The sequence below is a fragment of the Haloarcula sp. H-GB4 genome (genome assembly GCF_030848575.1).
GTDB lineage: Archaea > Halobacteriota > Halobacteria > Halobacteriales > Haloarculaceae > Haloarcula.
In genome coordinates, this window is record NZ_JAVDDX010000005.1 from 155,687 (window position 1) to 172,765 (window position 17,079).

General features: G+C 55.4%; 20 protein-coding genes and 1 pseudogene. 5 read left to right on the forward strand and 16 right to left on the reverse strand.

Going from position 1 to position 17,079, the window contains the following annotated elements; genetic code table 11:
- Window positions 1–43: 43 nt before the first annotated feature.
- On the reverse strand, window positions 44–877 hold the full coding sequence (locus RBH20_RS19970; protein WP_306712029.1) for a hypothetical protein: 834 nt from the start codon (window positions 875–877) through the stop codon (window positions 44–46).
- Window positions 878–1,072: 195 nt separating this feature from the next.
- Here RBH20_RS19970 and RBH20_RS19975 point away from each other — a divergent pair, with 195 nt between their 5' ends.
- The 4 genes from RBH20_RS19975 to RBH20_RS19990 all read left to right on the forward strand — a co-directional run bounded on the left by RBH20_RS19975 (window position 1,073) and on the right by RBH20_RS19990 (window position 7,378).
- Entirely contained in the window at window positions 1,073–5,683 is a 4,611-nt protein-coding gene (locus RBH20_RS19975; protein WP_306711995.1) for a VWA domain-containing protein, read from the forward strand.
- A complete protein-coding gene (locus RBH20_RS19980; protein WP_239641355.1) occupies window positions 5,680–6,192 on the forward strand; it encodes a hypothetical protein in 513 nt (170 codons plus the stop codon). The genes RBH20_RS19975 and RBH20_RS19980 overlap by 4 nt, the downstream gene beginning before the upstream one ends.
- A 185-nt stretch (window positions 6,193–6,377) precedes the next feature.
- On the forward strand, window positions 6,378–6,839 hold the full coding sequence (locus tag RBH20_RS19985; RefSeq protein WP_004595039.1) for an Imm49 family immunity protein: 462 nt from the start codon (window positions 6,378–6,380) through the stop codon (window positions 6,837–6,839).
- Between the two features lie 5 nt (window positions 6,840–6,844).
- A complete protein-coding gene (locus tag RBH20_RS19990) occupies window positions 6,845–7,378 on the forward strand; it encodes a hypothetical protein (RefSeq protein WP_306712000.1) in 534 nt (177 codons plus the stop codon).
- 553 nt (window positions 7,379–7,931) lie between these two features.
- On the opposite strand, the gene RBH20_RS19995 is transcribed toward RBH20_RS19990, so the two are convergent.
- The 4 genes from RBH20_RS19995 to RBH20_RS20010 form a co-directional block, all read right to left on the reverse strand.
- Window positions 7,932–8,201, reverse strand: a complete 270-nt coding sequence (locus RBH20_RS19995; RefSeq protein ID WP_058992503.1) for a hypothetical protein — start codon at window positions 8,199–8,201, stop codon at window positions 7,932–7,934.
- A gap of 63 nt (window positions 8,202–8,264) precedes the next feature.
- Window positions 8,265–9,089, reverse strand: coding sequence for an N-6 DNA methylase (locus RBH20_RS20000; RefSeq protein ID WP_306712005.1), 825 nt, complete (start codon window positions 9,087–9,089; stop codon window positions 8,265–8,267).
- A 122-nt stretch (window positions 9,090–9,211) separates the two neighbouring features.
- On the reverse strand, window positions 9,212–9,607 hold the full coding sequence (locus RBH20_RS20005; protein ID WP_152422986.1) for a hypothetical protein: 396 nt from the start codon (window positions 9,605–9,607) through the stop codon (window positions 9,212–9,214).
- Between the two features lie 107 nt (window positions 9,608–9,714).
- The gene (locus tag RBH20_RS20010; protein WP_306712010.1) at window positions 9,715–10,155 is read right to left on the reverse strand and encodes a hypothetical protein; all 441 of its coding nucleotides are present in this window, start codon (window positions 10,153–10,155) and stop codon (window positions 9,715–9,717) included.
- Window positions 10,156–10,261: 106 nt separating this feature from the next.
- Here RBH20_RS20010 and RBH20_RS20015 point away from each other — a divergent pair, with 106 nt between their 5' ends.
- Window positions 10,262–10,651, forward strand: a complete 390-nt coding sequence (locus RBH20_RS20015; protein WP_080505417.1) for a hypothetical protein — start codon at window positions 10,262–10,264, stop codon at window positions 10,649–10,651.
- On the opposite strand, the gene RBH20_RS20020 is transcribed toward RBH20_RS20015, so the two are convergent.
- The 11 genes and pseudogenes from RBH20_RS20020 to RBH20_RS20070 form a co-directional block, all read right to left on the reverse strand.
- Window positions 10,630–10,917 (reverse strand): type II toxin-antitoxin system RelE/ParE family toxin, encoded by a 288-nt coding sequence (locus tag RBH20_RS20020; RefSeq protein ID WP_005532770.1) that lies wholly within the window; start codon window positions 10,915–10,917, stop codon window positions 10,630–10,632. The genes RBH20_RS20015 and RBH20_RS20020 overlap by 22 nt on opposite strands.
- On the reverse strand, window positions 10,907–11,203 hold the full coding sequence (locus tag RBH20_RS20025; protein WP_049943801.1) for a ribbon-helix-helix domain-containing protein: 297 nt from the start codon (window positions 11,201–11,203) through the stop codon (window positions 10,907–10,909). The genes RBH20_RS20020 and RBH20_RS20025 overlap by 11 nt, the downstream gene beginning before the upstream one ends.
- Before the next feature lie 82 nt (window positions 11,204–11,285).
- Window positions 11,286–11,672 (reverse strand): hypothetical protein, encoded by a 387-nt coding sequence (locus RBH20_RS20030; protein WP_005532774.1) that lies wholly within the window; start codon window positions 11,670–11,672, stop codon window positions 11,286–11,288.
- 75 nt (window positions 11,673–11,747) lie between these two features.
- Window positions 11,748–12,647: a transcription initiation factor IIB family protein gene (locus RBH20_RS20035; protein ID WP_306712018.1), complete on the reverse strand. Its 900-nt coding sequence runs from the start codon at window positions 12,645–12,647 to the stop codon at window positions 11,748–11,750.
- 55 nt (window positions 12,648–12,702) lie between these two features.
- Window positions 12,703–13,389, reverse strand: a complete 687-nt coding sequence (locus tag RBH20_RS20040; protein WP_306712020.1) for an SWIM zinc finger family protein — start codon at window positions 13,387–13,389, stop codon at window positions 12,703–12,705.
- 277 nt (window positions 13,390–13,666) lie between these two features.
- Window positions 13,667–13,855, reverse strand: a complete 189-nt coding sequence (locus tag RBH20_RS20045) for a hypothetical protein (RefSeq protein ID WP_188853641.1) — start codon at window positions 13,853–13,855, stop codon at window positions 13,667–13,669.
- A complete protein-coding gene (locus tag RBH20_RS20050) occupies window positions 13,848–14,051 on the reverse strand; it encodes a hypothetical protein (RefSeq protein WP_188853639.1) in 204 nt (67 codons plus the stop codon). The genes RBH20_RS20045 and RBH20_RS20050 overlap by 8 nt, the downstream gene beginning before the upstream one ends.
- A gap of 73 nt (window positions 14,052–14,124) precedes the next feature.
- A pseudogene (locus tag RBH20_RS20055) lies at window positions 14,125–14,366 on the reverse strand (IS5/IS1182 family transposase); the annotation flags it as partial.
- Window positions 14,367–14,421: 55 nt separating this feature from the next.
- Window positions 14,422–15,996 carry a methyl-accepting chemotaxis protein gene (locus RBH20_RS20060; protein WP_188853637.1) on the reverse strand — a complete coding sequence of 525 codons (1,575 nt, stop codon included), beginning with the start codon at window positions 15,994–15,996 and terminating at the stop codon, window positions 14,422–14,424.
- 2 nt (window positions 15,997–15,998) lie between these two features.
- Complete coding sequence (locus RBH20_RS20065) at window positions 15,999–16,280, reverse strand: hypothetical protein (RefSeq protein ID WP_188853636.1); 282 nt, start codon at window positions 16,278–16,280, stop codon at window positions 15,999–16,001.
- 532 nt (window positions 16,281–16,812) lie between these two features.
- A complete protein-coding gene (locus tag RBH20_RS20070; RefSeq protein ID WP_188853634.1) occupies window positions 16,813–17,043 on the reverse strand; it encodes a hypothetical protein in 231 nt (76 codons plus the stop codon).
- Between the last annotated feature and the right edge of the window lie 36 nt (window positions 17,044–17,079).

Here is a 17,079-nt window from a genome sequence, read left to right on the forward strand (position 1 = left end):
TGGTCAGCGAGGTGAGAACGCATCGTCTGTTCTGGAACTGCTTCTACAACCGCCGGTAGATGATGAGTCCACCGAGAACAGCCACGAGAATGCTCCCACCGACAAGCAAATTTGTTGGTGAGCTGCCAGACGATTCAACACTGTCGGCCGCTCTGGTCTGAGACGGTGTATTCGTTACGTCTGGTGTGATTGCGGGCCCACCACTGCTGGTCTGGCTTGAGGTTGCCGTCTCGGTTCGTTGTTCAGTTGTCGCTGTCGTCGTTGTCGGCGTGTCACTATGCGTTGTTTCCGTTACTGTCGGTGTGTCCGTCGGTTTTCCCGTGTCTCCAGAGTCACTGCTACCGGAATCGCTATCATCGTCATCGCTATCGCCATCATCATTACTATCGCCGGAACTGGAAGAGTCTGTGTCGGTTGGTGTCTCCGTCGGTGTCGATGTTGGCGTTTCCGTTGGGGTTGTTGTATTATCTCCGGACTCAACTGTCAGTGTTCCATCGCGTACGCTGGTGACATTGTACGCGTTCCCGGATTCGTCACCAACGGCTGCAACAGTCAGTTCCACATTGCTTGTCCCGACAGCCTCGCCAGTGAGCGTGACCGAGACAACAGATGGCGAGCCACTGTCGGCAGTATCCATGCCAGTCGCTGCAATGCGGACGCTGTTCGCTTCTTGAGAAGTCTGGACTGTTTCTGGGTTTCCAGCAACAGTCGTGTTCGAGACCGTCGCAACCGACCCGTTGGTGCTTACAATATCGATATCCAGCGAGCCAACTCCGTCTGTGGCAGAGGTGACCACGATATCAATAGTGGTTGTGTTCCCAACGGTAACGGTGTCAGTCGATGGCTGGACGACGACAGTGGTCGTCCCTGCTCCCATCGCGAGTCCCGCACAGAGGGACAGCGCTACACACAGGCCAGATACTGTCGCAAGCCGTTTCATTAAATATATCGTCTAAATGAGTAAGATTAAATATTCCGGTACTAAACCGAACTAACAACAGTACCTCTGGTGGGGGTTTATATGGCAAGTTCAACGAGAAAATTACAGGCGTTGTTTGGTGTATTACTATTAGTGACTGTCGGTCCGGCTTCCGGGATGATGGCCGGGGCCGGGGCTGGCCCGTTACAGACGGCCGGCAATGATGCGTCTCTCACAGGTGCCGGAAACCAGACTGTCACCACGGCCGGTAATGAACCAACACGGACACAACCACAGACACCTACCGCAACGGCTGGGAACCAGGCGACCGGGCCACTTTCGACCAGCTGGAATGATTCAACAGAACCGAATGCGAGTGAAATTGAGCAGTTAGCGCCCCGGGAAAACAATTCTCATCCATACCCACTCGTCGGTGAGCACCAACCCACTGACCCAGATGGTGACGGACTCTACGAAGATGTCAACGGCGATGGCGCTGTCAATATCGTCGACGTTGACGCACTATCGCGCCATCTGGGAACGACAGCAGCCGGTGCTAACTGGAGCTCGTATGATTACACGGGTGATAACCGAACCGACGTCGGGGATATCCAGTGGCTCCTCGCCGCCTCACTCTCAACGGCCTCGAACGACACTGATGGCGATGGACTTCCCGATGCCTACGAGCGAAACGTCACCGAGACTGACCCCGTGATAGCAGATTCTGACGGGGATGCTGTGATTGACGGCGCAGAAGACTGGGACAACGATACGCTACCAGCATACCGAGAATACCGACTCGGCACTGACCCTCGAAGCAACGATACAGACGGTGACAGGCTCTCTGATGGCATAGAATCACGGCTCCCCAGTGTTGATCCGACCGACCCTGACACGGATGACGACGGCGTACAGGACGGCGCTGCCGATCCAGATAACGATTCACTGAACACCTACAACGAGACCCTCGAAGGCACCCTTAGCACCAACTCAGATACAGACGGTGACGGTCTGCTGGATGGGACAGAGGTACACCAGCTTGGAACCGACCCACTCGCCGCTGATACAGATGGTGATGGCCTTCTAGACGGCGAAGAAGTTCGCCTCGGAACAGACCCACTCGTCGCAGATAGCGATGACAACGGCGTTATTGATGGCAAGGAGAGCTATACTACAACGGCTACGAACGAGACACTCGGAGTCACGCTGAGTCTGACTGGCAACGGTGATGTTGGCAATGGGACGACCATCGCTCCCCAAGACGACCCACGGTTCAACACCTCCCGTGTGGCGAATATGAGTGCCTCGCCCGTAGTTGAGCTCGACTCTGAGCAAGACTTCTCCTCGGCTAACGTTACGCTGGCGTACAACGAGACGGGGGCTCAAAATGAGAGTCAGGACCTCGCCGTGTTCACGTACGATCCTGAGGCGGGGATTTTCGTCCCGCTGAACTCCACTGTCGACGCTGCTAACAACACAGTAACTGCAGAGACAAGCCACTTCTCTACGTTCGCGGTCTTTGACATCACCAACTGGGCGGCGACGTACAACGCAACCGAGCCAGTCCGACAAACGGACGACGATGGTGTCCAGCCCGTCGAAGTCGTCATGCTGTTGGACGCGTCTGGGTCGATGGAAAGCGAAGACCCCAAGCGACTAGCGAAGGATGCTGCACAGCGATTCACCGGGAGTCTGTTAGAGACCGACCGTGCAGCCGTCATTGAATTTGACAACTTTGGTCGTGTCAAACAGCCGCTGACGAGTAACCATACAGCGGTCAACCGCTCGATACGGGATGTCGAATACGAGGGTGGCAACGGCGGGACGGACTTCGCATCGATTAGCGCAGCGAACGAACACTTTGCCGAACAGAGTAGTCCGGACCGCGCCAAGATTATAATCTTCCTGACGGACGGGAAATCAAAGTACTCCGACGGCGTGACCGAAGCCGAGCAAGCGGCCGAACAGAATATTACAATCTACCCGATCGGTTTCGGTGGTGCAACGCGAGACCAACTCTCAGCCATCGCAAACGCAACCGGCGGTGAGGTCAACTTCGTCGATAACGCAGGAGGGCTCCCGACGGTGTTCTCTCGTGTTGCGAATACCACAACCGAGATCAACGATACCGACGGCGACGGTCTGAGTGACGAGATGGAACGCGAGGGATTCATACTGGGTGGTCCCAGCGGGGATCGCGTCACAACAGATCCCACGTCGAACGACACTGACGGCGACGGCCTCTCAGACAGCAGAGAAGTCGGCCAGTACGCCGAAGTCACGTATCGCGGCGAGACTGCCTCCTATTACAACCACGTCGCTAATCCACGGCAGGTCGACACCGACGGCGATGGGATCAGCGATACTCGAGAGGTTAGAAACACGACAATTGTCACTTTCGATTCTAAAACTGAGGCAAATGCCTTGCGCGAGGCGATGGTCACAGACAATCAGAGCCTCAATCTCCAAGCGGCAGGGACCGTATTGAATGTCACCTCGTCGGCTCTAAACCCGGACACCGATGGAGATGGAATCTCGGACGCAGAAGAGTGGCGGTACCGAACGAATCCACGGCAAGTAGACACCGACAACGACGGAATCTCGGATACGACCGAAGTGCACGACGATCTGGACCCAACATTATACGATATTCGGGGTCCGGTCATCAAATCCCTCCGTACTGACTCATACAATCCCGGCTGGGCCGGCCCTCACTACGTGCTTGACTTCCGTGTGCGCGACCGAAGCGGGCTTGGCACTGTTCGTATTGCTCAACGCGGAAACGAAACTCTCGACCGAGCAAACTTCACCGGACACACGCAATATCACTACAGTCAGGACCTAACTGGAAATGCGCTCCAGAGCGCGGGAACCTTTGCAGGTGGGACTGAGGTGTACATCTATGCCTACGACAGCCACGGCAACAAACGACATGTCCGCGCGCTGACGCGGTCGAACAATATCGTCAACAATCTGCAGGGACATTATGATGCAATCGGACCGGTAGAGGCCAAGACATTCGGGCGTGGGTCCGGTCTAATGCACGGCGCTGGGGAATTTGGATCCACTGTCTCGAATCCAGTGGAGACAGCAGCGGGACTATCTCAGGTTCCGAATGCACTGGCAAATTATGGCCGCACGTATGAGTCAATGGAAACACAATTCAAGAACCGCCAGCGTGTAAACAACCCCTTCCCCCCGAATACACCAGAAAATGAGAGCTTCGCGCGCGGGTACTTCGACGGCTACATGGGATTCCTCGTCATCGAAGAACTCACTGGGACAGCTGCACTAAAAACAGTAAAAGAATCTAGCAGGGTCGCACGTACGATCAATAGAATTGACAATACTCGTTATTTAGGTAAATCCGTCACTGCGGCTCGCAAACTGAAATACGCCAGCGAGCTCCCGGCACGAGGTGTTGGGCGTGTGGCAGCATTTGGCGTTGACCAAGCCAAGCGCCCGTTCGCACGCTACTCACTACGCAATTCCCGGACGGTCGGGAAGGTGGTCCGAACACGGCGTTATGTAGCCGACAAAACGCCGCAGAAGGTCTACGACCTGAACACCAAGCAACGGAAGCTCTCAGCCCGATACTTCCGAGATGCCGACCTTGGCGGTCGCTCCCCGTCGGAACTGGAGACTGCCGGGAAGCTGATGGCTGAAAACAACCCCAAGCAGGTCTCACGGATGTTGCGTCGGATGGACGACGGTCAGCAAGCGGCGTTCCTGAGCGATGACCTCGACGAAGCGACGCGTGCGGATTTATATAAGGCTTGGAAAAACGGCGACAATGTGGGTGCCAGCGATGTTGCAGAAGCCACTAGCGCCGATCCGCAGACAGTGCGGCTCATCGCAGATGGCTCCGGTGATGTAGACGACGCATATGATCGGGCAATCATTCGGGCAGCCAACAGCGATAGTATTGATTCCAACAAGCAACTCCACCGAGTTGTCCGGAAAGTCGACGACCTCGACGCTACCAGACAGCGACGGGCCAAGCAACTCATCGCTGAGACTGACGGTGCTGGCATCAAGCTCGTGGACGAACTCGACACTACACAGCTCCGCACGGCCATGGACGCTGTCGACTCGACTGATGGGCTGTCGAGACTCTCGCGCCAATTCGATGCCGGGACAGTCGAAGGTCGGCATATCGATGAGATCACCGACCTGTTGGACAGCGGTGACATGGACGGGGCTGATCTGCGTCGATTCTCCAAGATGCTCCATCAGCGGGGGAGTGATCCGCTAATCGACGATTCGATCGATGCTGATGACCTGTTGGATGTTGCTCAGAAGGGCGAATTGAGTGAGACTCGGCTCGTGACAAAAGACCGCGATGGTGAACCCATACGATTACAGTCCGGTGACACTGATAGTGGCCTGGAACATATCGAGGGCCGTCATGTCAACGGAGATATTGTCCGCCGACAACAAGCCAATGGAAAGGACTCTGGTGCCGCTTCGTTCTTCCCGACTGGCCGAAAGATCGAGGTCGACGGGAAAACGAACAAGTTGCCTGATAAGATGAACGGCAAAGACGTAAAAGAGCTGATATACGAAACGGTCGAAGAGGGGTCAAAAGATGCTGGGCGTGGAGATCGAATACAATATACACTAAAACCATCTGATCATGGACACGATTACGGTATTGAGCGCATGAAAGTGATCGTGAAAGATGATGGGTCGATTCATACCGCTTACCCGAAATCGGGTGGGTCAGTAGAAAAATGGTCTTTCCCTGCTGGTGATTGGGTATGACTAAGGTTTCGTTAGTGTTTGACTTCGACGAACGAGCGCATGATGCCTTTCAACAGGGTAATGTAGATATTTCGGTGGGTGCACGGCTGCAAGTCGATCAGACACATATTCTGGGAAGCTCTGATGCCTATACTAGGGATTTCATTGAACCCTATGTAATCGGCCTCCTCGAAGGCGCATTGGCCGCTCTCAATCAGGAGAGATATGTCTATGACTATTACATCGACGCGATGTATCTCGTGTTCGAACCAGCCGGCGATGGACGGACGAATCTCGCGTTCTGCTACAGCGAAGAGGCCGTCGAAAACCCCGACTACCGCGGGGAACAATCACCGAAACTCCCCGAGCCGGAAGCCGTCGCGCCGACGCAAGCGCTCGCCGAGGCCATTGCTGGCGCGGCCCAGACATATCTTGATACCATCCGTGAGTACGATCCCGATGCTGGTTCTGAGTACGTCGAACCGCTGTTAGATGAGTTGCGTGAGAGACTCGGCGGCACCGAGAAGTAGCTGATCGGTCCCCTCTTTTGACGAATTTCGCGACTGATTGCCCGTCCGCCAGCAGACGACTCAGCAGTTGCGCGAGATGGACTCGGATACCTGGAAGTGAATCAACGTCAACGGCAGGGCTGCACTGCTGCAACTCTCTGAGGCGACTACGACCGTACGAACGTCGCTTCGGGCCTAGAAACGCGGTGTTCTCTCTGATACTGCACTTCGACTCCTACAAACAGCTTGACCGGGCTGTCCGGAAAGTCGACGACCTCGACGGTACTCAGCAACGCCGGGCCAAGCACGCTCGCGACAAATTTGAGCAGGTGTTGGATAACCCAGATGACCACTGGCGTGGAACACGGGATGTCCAGATCGGGCTCATCGAGCGTGACTCGGGCCGAGTTACCAACGGTATCGAACGGATAGTCGCCTACCACAAGGAGCATGTCGAAGATATGCCACGCTGGCGGGAACTGCTTCCACTCTCGGCATCTGTGTACGTCCTTGTGGCACGAGACTACGGGCTAGAAATCGATATCGAGAGCGAGTACCTGCCCGACGCTATCCGACAGTACAGTATCGATGAGCGGATTACCCTTCCCCAGCCCGACTATCTAAAAGACCACCTTCGGGTGCCGGCTGGGTCCATCTCAGCGGAGTAGTATATATGCGCGAGCTCCTCAATGAGGAAACATATATTGTGCGGTTCGAAGGGATATCTGACGGGTACCGGGCAGAATTCAAACATCCGGAAATGTTAGAGAAAAAGAGCGAGGATGTCGCCCTATACGAGTTTTGCGATGTTCACTACACATTGTTACCGATGAAGGGGCGCCATCACAGCGCTCTGTATTCGATCGACCTTCGGTTGAGTGCAGAGCCGACTGACACACCAAATGAAATCGGCGGTACTGTTTCCACCGCCGAACTCCCTGTTGAAATACTTGATCGGGACAAGCATATCAAAGTTCGAGGCCGGGACGATAACGGGCTGCTCCTGGTCAGACACCTCCATTTTTCCTCGTGGTGGGACGGCCACGACGTCTCCGAATACGAGTATCTGACCATCGAACTCGAATATCTTCACCAGACACGGAGCGAACCCGACCCAGACCCTGAATATATCGAGGACTGCCGACAGTCGTTCCAGAAACAGATCGACCGCTTCGACGGGATTGCTGTCGACGATACTGCGTTCTAGCGGCCATCGAACTCTAAGCGGACGAACTAATCGATTGAAATTGGTGATTGCTTCGTGCTTTTCGATGCGTTGGTAATGTGTTAGCCACGAACGACGAGAGATCAGAGGCAGTTATCATATTATTCGGTAGGTTGAGGATGGACTCTTTACCGAGTCGCGCGGACTCGAGAGGACCGACCGACCATCTACGCACAGAAACAGTACCTCAAGGTGGCGGTCTGGGTACCACTCCTTCGATTCTCCGCTGAGTTTCCTGATACCGGAGATCTGCAGGCCATTGACGAAACTGGCTTCGACCGCCAATTGGCCAGTCACCACTACGCAAAACGGACAGATTACGCTTTCAGATCGGTCAAGCCGACAGAGTTGGTAGGCTTCGACACCAGCACTGTCTGGGATATTCACCGTTCGATGCAGCAGCCTCACGACGTCTAAATCAGACAGCAAGCACTCGCTTGGAATCTTAACCGATTACAGGCCGTTACCGCTGGTAAAGGATGTCACTGGCAACATGAGCGGGTTGTTGCTCCACATCTGAACAAGGCCGAGAATCCTACTCGTCGGCCTCCTCGTCGTCTTCCTCGGGCTGAATATCCCGAAGCCGACCACCGATCTCCTGCTCGTACTCTTCTAAGAGCTCGTAGAACTCTGCAATCGTCTCCTCAGCAGTCTCACCTTCCGCTGCAATCGTCATTCTGTCTTCGTCCCGTGTTTCGGTTCCTCGTTTCAGCCGGGCCTCCATACTACAGCCGACATCTGTTCGTTTGACCTTCTCAACTGAGTCTGGAGCCGTGTCTTGATCTTCGTCTGTTTCGTTTGACATGGTTCTTTTCAGGACGCTCTCACTGGAACGCCCCTCACCCGACTGGGGCACACAAAACAGTCGTCAATCGCTGCTCTCGAACGCATCCAGACTGGCCTGCTCGCTCGGGACGGATGTTGCAACTGGAGCTGTTCGATCCTCCGTGCTCGCAGCTCTCTGTTGCTCTGGATTAGGGTCGTTGCTGTCCTCAACCGTATTCTCGAAGGCGTCGGTCACCCACTCACGAAGTTCAGAGACTTCCTCGTCGTCTAGCTCGCGAACGCTGCCGCCCAACGCAGAGTACGAGGTCTGCCACGCTCGCTGGAACTCAACAGTCAGTGAGTCGCCCTGAATGATATAGGCGTCCAGATTCAGGAAACAGCAGTTCAATGCTGTCATCCGGGCACACAGCGGGTCCTTGTCCTGCCCGAACAGGAGCGCGTCTGGCTGCTTTCGGCCGGCGACTAGTAGCATCCGACTGTTCCCACAGGCCGGGTCAAGAACCGTCTGCCGGTCATCGGTATCATTTTTATCTACAACGCCGGCGATCTCGGCCATCGTCTCGCAGACATTGTGTGGCGTGAAGTGCTGGCCGAAGGCATCGCTCGACATCCCGTATTCCTCATAGACAGCGCCCAGAACGTCCGCGTCGGTGGCTGCCATTCGCTCTTGGAGGTGACCGAACGCTTTCGAGAAGAGGTCGACTGACCGTTGTCCCTCGGGATGGTCCATATCGCCGCGCTCGCGGTAGTCGTCGACGATCTCCAGATATGGGTCGTCCCGGCGTTGCAGTGCGAACAGCATGAGATTAACCCAATCTCGGAAGACCGTGTGGGCGCTGTGCCCTCGTTGACGGATCTGCTCAAGCGTTTCAACAATCTCGTCGACGTCGATCTGTGGCGAAGCCATGCTCTCTCGGCCACCAGAGAGTCACAAAATCTGGCCTGCCAGTTATCGTCACTACAGTAGCTCTCGCTGAGTGATCTGGTCAATGCATGAGATTGATGAATCGATTAACACAGGAGTTTGACTCAGCAAATAGAATAGATTGTTCCCGGTGACCCGTCTTCTTCAATAATCACATGTGCACTTCCGTAACAGGTGCTCGTGGTTATATTTACCTGCCCGGTTTCGTTTCGTGCCATCCATCGGACTTCGAAGGTTTCGATACCGTCAGGTGACGAACTATTGGTATTGTAGACCTCTCGCTCCTCGCCCGCATCGAGCACATAACTCCGGTCGTGAACTGTCTCATTCGACGCCTGTCTCACGACGGTAATCTCGAAGGTTGCACTCTCGTTCCAGTTGTTTTCAAGATAGAGAGAGTGGTCAGGGGACGGTGGATTCGAAGCAGGGACTCCAACGCACCCCGCGACAAGTAGTGACAATACAAGGACACAGGTTACATTTTGCACTTGCTTGTCCATACTCTGGCTACATCGTGGTTGCCATATGTGGTTTCTGCTAAATTCGCAGGCTTACTGAGCGGTCGTTTCAATCGCGTTCATGAGCAAAGAAACTGTTTCCACAGCGGCTACGGCGAGTCGTACAGGTCTTCAACCGAGCGTCGGTAGTAGTCCTGACTGGAGTCTGGAACTGGGTCAGCCTCCTCCGGGTCCTTCGCGATGATGCTGGCGAACCGCTTGGGCGGCTTCCAACTATCGTCAATTTCGCGGGCTTCGGACTCTTTGACGAGTGCGTACTCACCGTCGGCGGTAACGTACAGGACACGAATCCCCGGCTTCTCGCTCAGCGGACCCCTGAGCAGTTTCCCCGTTCGTGTATTGACCAGCCATTCAAGTAAGAGCCCAGCCCGACACTGGATTGCATACAGTTGCACCTCGTCTTCTTCGGGAGATTCTGTGCGACCCTTGTCGGCCCACGATTGGGGCAATGACCGGTTATCAGTCTCATCTTTCCAGCGCCATTTTAGCTTTTTCTGACCGCGATTGCGACGTCGGTATTTACTGCTCATTATTGGATTCTCTCAGCCACTAGAGAAACGCAAAATTCGCTTTTCGTAGCCTCTAGAACAACTTTTTTGCTGTTTGAGAATTTAATGATTAGTACGAGGACTCACTATGAAAACAGCCGAGTCCCCCACCACGACTAGCGAGGGTTCGCCACCAGACCAGTGGATATCCCGCCAGCCCAGCGGGGCCCGTGATCTCGACTTCCAGCAGATTCGAGAGCGCCAGTCAGCGACGTGGAACACCGCCCTCGATGCTGATGTCGACGTGACAAAGGGTAGTCGCCCGGATCTGTTTCTCGTCTCCGTCGACGACGACTGTCCCGTGAATTGCTCGCTGGCTGAGCATCCCAACGGGACCCACGCTGGCTGGTGCAGCTGCGAGGCCTTCCAGACGACCACCGTCTGTCCACATCTCTGTGTCCTTCGTCAGTACGCTGCTCTCGGTGATCTCGCCCTTCCGGAACGAATAAGCGATAGTCAGTCGTCGTCTGCTGTGTAAGCACCACTCCGGTGTTCGATTCTGTGGACTTCAAGTACCGAAGCATCGTGTGCGAGTACACACGCAAGACGGTACGTACCAACCCGAAGCTTCCAGAACGGCCCGCCAGTCAGTGGCTCTAGGAAATCCTTTGGCTCCCGCCATGTTGAGTCAACAACCTCATCAAGTTTTGAAACGATTCGGTCCTGAACGTGCGTATCAAGATCACTGAACTGCCCAGTGGCACGCTCAGTGAACTTCCACGTCCACTCCTCGTCACTCGTCATTACCGTCTTGATTCATCATGGCACGGACTTCCTCACGCGAAACCAGTTCAGCATCACCCACGCGGAGATCGTGCTCGCTCGCGGCGATCTGTTTCCACCCACTCCGACTAAATTCGGGATGTTTCACTGCATCCCGAGCGACGTGGCGAAGGAACTCGCTCCGTGAGTTGAACCCCTCTTCTTGCCACGTCGCATCGATATCCTCAAGAAAGGATTTGCTCAATCGGAGGTTTATTTGTACCATCTCTGGACCACCGTTTCCAGTATCGCTATCTGCATCAGACATATACACATGCTATACGCTGGTGTAGTATAATTCTTCACCTATTGTGCGGAGCATGAGTACTCTGCCGAATAGTGTATCGTCATCAGTCGCTGCTCACCGTAACATCAGTCAGTGGTCGGACATCAACACGCCCAGTCCGGTCGTGGTCAAGACACTGGCACAGTCGCCTCCGAACCGTCGCTTGCGAACACGGTTCCACAGCAACGCCTACTCGTGGATCGTCCCGAATCTGAACATACTCCGCGTCGACGTCCAGTTGCGTGTGCTTGACCCGACACCAGATTGTCTTCTCCCATTCCTGCCCTAGATCGGTCACATATCGAGCAGCCAGCGCTTCGTGGTGAAGCTCGACGAGAACTCGTTCGACAAACGATACGACCTTCGTTGGCGACCGTAGCGCCGGGACCGACCCAAGAGCAGTCTCGGAGTCGTGCTGTGCCGCCGATTCGGGAGTATCAGTTACAGACATACGTTCTCTCTCAGGACGCGCTTTCTGCCCGCCCTGCACCCAATCGGGGCACACAAAACAGCCCGTCACGACGCCTCAGTCAACGATGTGTTCCTCGATCCGCTGGAACCACTGGCGGATCGTCTCTGGGTGCACATCCAGCGGCTCGCTGATCGTCGCCTGTGTGAGTCGGATGTCTGACTCCCGACCAGCAAGATACAGAGCGCCGGCGGCAACGCCATCCGGTCGCCCGTTGACCTCAGCGGACTCGGTTGCCCGCTCTACCAGTTCGAGTGCCTGCTGTCGAACCTCCGGCGCAACATCAAGCGGAAGGTCCGAGCAAATCCGTGCCACCCAGTCCACCGGGAGCGATACCGGAATCGAGAGTTCGAGTTCCACGAGGAACGTCCGGTAGCAGTTCCATATACGTGAGTCAGAACACCGAGCAACGTCAGCGACCGTCTCCATCGTCACGAGCCCGTTGCATCGGCAGGCAGCGTACACAGCGGCCGCTGCACCGCCTTCAATCGACCGTCCGATTAGCAGGTCCGCATCCTGTGCCTCACGGAAGAGCGTGGATGCCCGCTCTTTCACCGACCGACTCTCAGACAACGCACTCGCAATCCGTCGGACTTCACCGAGCCCGTGAGCAAGGTTCCGGTCGCGCTTGCTGGAGTACTTTGACCGACCGTGGAGCCGACGCTGGCGAGCAAGCCGTCGACGCCGTCTCGGAGAGATATCTGAGCTCTCAACAGAGCCGATGTTCGTCGACAGGCCTCGGTCGTGGCGAGTGGGCGTCCGGGGAGCACCCGTTCGCTTCTGTTCCTCCCGATTGTACGTTCGCCACTCCGGCCCGTGGTCGATTTGGTCTGCTTCGGTCACCAGGCCACAGCTCTCGCAGTGCGTTTCCCGTCCGCTGCTATCAAGCGTGCCGCCACACTCGGGACAGCCCTGTGCAACTGCAAACAGCTCTGTCTGGACAGTTTGTGAAGACATTGAGAAGATATCTCTCAGCCGACTGGAGGGTCAGAAAACACGCTGCGTCGCCCGGTCAGGCGTCGGGCAGTTTCCCATCCGGGCGCGGGACTCGCTTGGCTTCGATCTCGATCTCGACCCGGCGACGGTGCTTGCATCGCTCGGCGGTATCGGGACAACTGCAGGTCTCCTCAAGCACGTCAACCTCGTACCGGCTCTCTGACGCCGAGTGGACCTCGTAGCGACCGGGCTTTGCGAGAAAGGAGACATCTATATCTTCCCGTTTCGCTCGCTTCGTGCGTGGCTCGTCCTCAGAAGTGACGGCCAAGGGGTCCTCCGTGGGGTCTGTGACGCCACCGTCATTGAACCGCACCTGCATGACCCCACCGTCAGCGACCGCTTTTGATGATTCGCCGTCGACGTGCATACCGAACTGGTCGTCGAGAGCGTCGTCGTCCACCCATTGCGGGATGGGTTGCTCGCCGGTCGCGAAGGCGACTCGCTTCTCGTGCTTGCACTCCTTTTCGGGGTTGTACTGCTTCCACGGACACTCGCAACTCCCTGTTCGAGTGTCGTAGAGGTACTCTGAACCCGAACTAGAGTTGACCAAGAAGAGGTCGTCGGCGTTTCGTGCCCGACCAACCGAGTCCATCACAGTCATCACTTCGGTCAACGCCGAAACAGTGCGGCTGTTCGGGCTGGCCTCTGCAATCTCACTCTCGTCGATGCTGCCGGCGTCGCTACTGGATTCTGTGGTAGCCATGAATGACAGGCGGCACGCCCTCTCTGGGACGCCCCTCACCCTGCTGGGGCGCAGAAAATCCACCTAATGCACCGTCAGACCATCCCAGAAGGCCGTCTCGTGGTGCAAATGAACGTTATGAGGGACTTGCGTGCATCGGCTTTGTCGTCACATTCCCATACCGTGTTTGGGCCACCGAATACCCAGCTGTCAAGCTCGTCAGAGTACCGCATACCGACTGTCTTGCCATTGAGGTCATTCTTGAAGGCCAACGGGTCGGTGCTGACAAGTGTCCAGTCTAGCATCGGTCGGTCAGCTCCTCGTGGGCGTCGAGATTGACCACTGGAATGACGCCCTCAATCTCCTCTTTGTCGTACTCTTCACAGATGAGGCCAAAGATATCGTTCGCGAGAGCAGCAGGCTCGTCTTGCTCGATGTCAGCCGGTCCGATACCCTCGACAATCATGAACAGGCGGTCGTCACTCATTGTCGACCTCCTCGACGAGTAGTGTCGTTTCGGTCAATGGATCGCGGGAGGTCGACAGGTTCTCGGAAGTTTCCAGCGTTTCCTCGACTAACTCGACCAGTGCCCTCGGGGCATCGCCAAAGTGAACGATGGCGTCGGGGTCGGGATAACTGTCGTATTGCTGTGCAGTCGTCTCGTCTGTCTTGTTCTTACTCATAATCGGTATGTAGAGCGCCCTCAGTGGGACGCCCCTCACCCGACTGGGGCACAGAAATCACGCGACAGTGTTTCTGGAGTTTCCGCTCAACCGGACAAGTACCGTAGATGTCCTTGTAGTAGCAGCGGAGAAAGTCACTCATCAGCTCTGGAGGGGTCTCTTGTTCGTCCCGTCTACGCCGGAGCGACCACGTCGAACTCTTCGAGAACTTTGAAGCAGAGGGACTCAAACAACGCTAACCTCAGCTCCCACGCCATTGAAGAACAACTCTGCCGAAAGATTATCTTGCAGGATCGATGGCCCATTCCACCTCAGTGTTCACCTACCCTTTGTGTGGTGATTATTCTATGCCACCCACAGCATCTCCCAGTTAGTCCGTCGTCACTCCAGCACTTACAGTCTCTGACTGGGCCTGTTGTTCCTGTACATCAAACTGAGCGACGAGAGAGAGCAGTCGCTCTGCACTGTCTGACAGCGAGTCCGCACTGGTCGCGATTTCCTGAATTGTCGCAGTCTGTTCCTCCGTCGCTGCCGACACTTCCTGTGCCTGTTCGGCTGTCTGGTCGCTAATTGAGGTTACCTCGTCCAGCATCGTGACGACTTTCTGTCCGGAATCAGCTTGTTGATCGGTGGCTTGGCTGACCGACTGGATCGCGCTGCTGGCCTCCTCAACTTCAGTGACAATTCTGTTCAGTGCGGTGGCTGTCTCATCAATCGTCTCCCGGGTTTCCTCAACTTCCGACTGAGTGTCATAGATGTCGTTGGCGACACTTTCTGTCGAGTCTTCAATACCCTCAATGAGCGTCTCAACTTCCTGGGTTGCCTCAGCAGTCTCACCGGCCAGCGATTTGATTTCGGACGCCACAACAGCAAATCCTTCACCCGCCTCGCCGGCACGTGCGGCCTCAATCGACGCGTTGAGCGCGAGCATATTCGTCTGTTCCGCGATGTCGTTTATTAGGTTCACAACCTCCTCGATTCGTTCAACAGCGTTCTGGAGGTCGGCTACCTCCGAAACGGTTTCATCAGTTCGAGCTTCGAGCTTGGCCATCTTTTCGACAGCCGTCCCGGCCGCTTCTTCGCCCTCTTGGCCCAGTTCTGCGGCCTGCTGTGACTGGGTGGCGACTTCTTCTGACGAGGAGGCTATCTCCTCAATTGTCGCCGATAGGTCACTCATCTCGCTACTCGCTTCGTTGATTTTCTCGCTCTGTGTTTCCGTTCCAGCAGAAATCTCTTCAGTGCTCTCAGCGACTTCTGCACTGGCGGACCGAATATCCGAAGCGCCGCCTGTGACTTCTGTGCTTTCCGTGTCAACCTGCTGTGCAAAGGATTGAATCTCGGCGATAACGGTTTGGAGTTCGTCCATCATCGAGTTGAACCCAGACCCAATTCTCGCCATCGCATCGTTCTGGCTGTCCGCATTTACCCGGACGGTAAGATCTCCGGCCGCTGCTCGTTCCATCGCCTGGCCGTAGGACGTGGCAGTCGATTCCAGATCTGCGGTCAACTGCTCAAGCTCTGCCTCACGTTCTTCGATCTCTGCGCGCGCCTCTTCAGATTCACGTTGCGCGTCTTTTGCCTGTTTGCGCTGTTTGTTCGCCTTCTGTTTCGCTTGCTCTGCCTCCTGTCGTTTCGTCTCTGCTTCATCGACCAATTCTCGCATTTCTGTGACCAGCGAGAGGGTCGCTGTGCCCCCAATTGCAAAGACAGCAACGGTGGATGTCATCAACGGCCCTGTCGCGAGGTTGAATACTTCCTCGTAGATGCCAGCCTTCTCTAACATGAGGCTGAACGTCCAGACGGCGCCGAGCGTGGATGCAAAGCTGAACGTCAGCCAGAAGGCCGATTCGGCCTCAGTGTCCCGATAATTGAGCCAGCCGAGCGCCGTCGCAGCAATAAAGCCGAGCGCGCCCAGACCATCGAAGACAGGTGTAATTCCGACCATTGTTAGCTCTCCGTCTTAATCCGGTTCTCACGACGAAGATAGGCGGCCAGGAAGAAGGTAAGCCCAGCAACACCGATTCCAACGCCGTGCTCAACAAAATTCAGTACCTCACCGAGGACGACCGCTTCGAGGTTCGTTGCGACCATGCCGACCACAAGAAGGACGTACCCGGCGGTGAACCACCGAGTCTCCTCCCGGTACTGTGAGAGAACAGGTACTAAACCGATTATTGCAACGAGCAGACCTACAACTTCCAGTGTTCCGAATGGGCCAATACCGACCATGTTTGGTCAGGGGATTTCATTTTAAAAAGTCTCCCGCCCATAGCATCAAAATCGATAATAATGGCAGAATTAAAGAGATATATTTTATTTATTCATACACGACAACTACATCAAATAAGTGGCCGTGTTGATGTGAAGCATACATTACCGCTTTGCTATCCTAAGCAACTGTGAAAATGTTGTATTAGATATCTATCATCGTGTTTTTGTCATAGCCTAAACTTCTCACAGCTACCTCACGGCACATAGGCGCCATACGTTGGTCACCACTGGGAGTGGCAGGTTTGCAGCCCAGTCAGAATGACAGGTCGAAGGTGTCATAGAACGGTTGATATGATTTTGTGTTACTGGATGAGAGGGGGTGGCTGTTGCTACCCCTGAGTAGCGGCGATAATGTCAATCTCTCAGTTAGCGGTTTTCAGGGAGCTACTGAACTGTGCGAGTAGTTCTATGACACCCTATTGTTTTCACTCATACTTGATATGCAGAGCGCCCTTCGTGGGACGCCCCTCACCCCACTGGGGCACAGAAATTACGCGACGGCTTTCTTATCAGCATCCGATTCATCGCGACGGACTTCGCGTGCCCGCAGTCGAAGGCGAGACTGGACTGGCGTCCGGCTCTCGTGCTGGTTCTCGTAGGCAAGATACTGCTGGATCGTCTCGATGGAGTGCATACAATTGATGCCGGCGACGATTGGCTGGAGGTGGTCGGCGTCTAACAGCCGTTCAGGAGGGAGTTTGTCGAGAATTGGGTCGCTCATGTGTCCCCTCCCCGGAAATCATCGAGCGTTGTCCTG